The sequence below is a fragment of the Leifsonia sp. SIMBA_070 genome (assembly GCF_046534635.1).
GTDB lineage: Bacteria > Actinomycetota > Actinomycetes > Actinomycetales > Microbacteriaceae > Leifsonia.
In genome coordinates this window covers 1-229 of record NZ_JAWRYK010001073.1, presented here as the reverse complement: position 1 = coordinate 229, position 229 = coordinate 1, and the positions used below count along the sequence as shown (strand labels likewise).

The 229-nt window shown below is 45.0% G+C and carries 1 pseudogene; it reads left to right on the top strand.

The features are described 5' to 3' along the window. Positions 1-12: 12 nt before the first annotated feature. A pseudogene (locus SB754_RS23445) lies at positions 13-229 on the top strand (hypothetical protein); the annotation flags it as partial.

The window sequence follows — 229 nt, the reverse complement described above, 5'->3', positions numbered from 1 at the left end:
AAAGGTTGCGAAATGGTTGCAAATAAGCTGACAGGAGAAAAAGGCGTTCTCTTCACGGCAGCTTACGTGACAAAGTTTGAGGAAATAGAGCAAACCATTCAAAATCCGTTTTCTAATCTCAGCCCAGAAGTAAAGGCGATTTTCTTCCTAGACCAGAAACAACAGGAGATTGAAAGCCGGGTCGAACGATTGGAAGTCAGCAAGACAGTCGATTACGGCCAACAGCTGG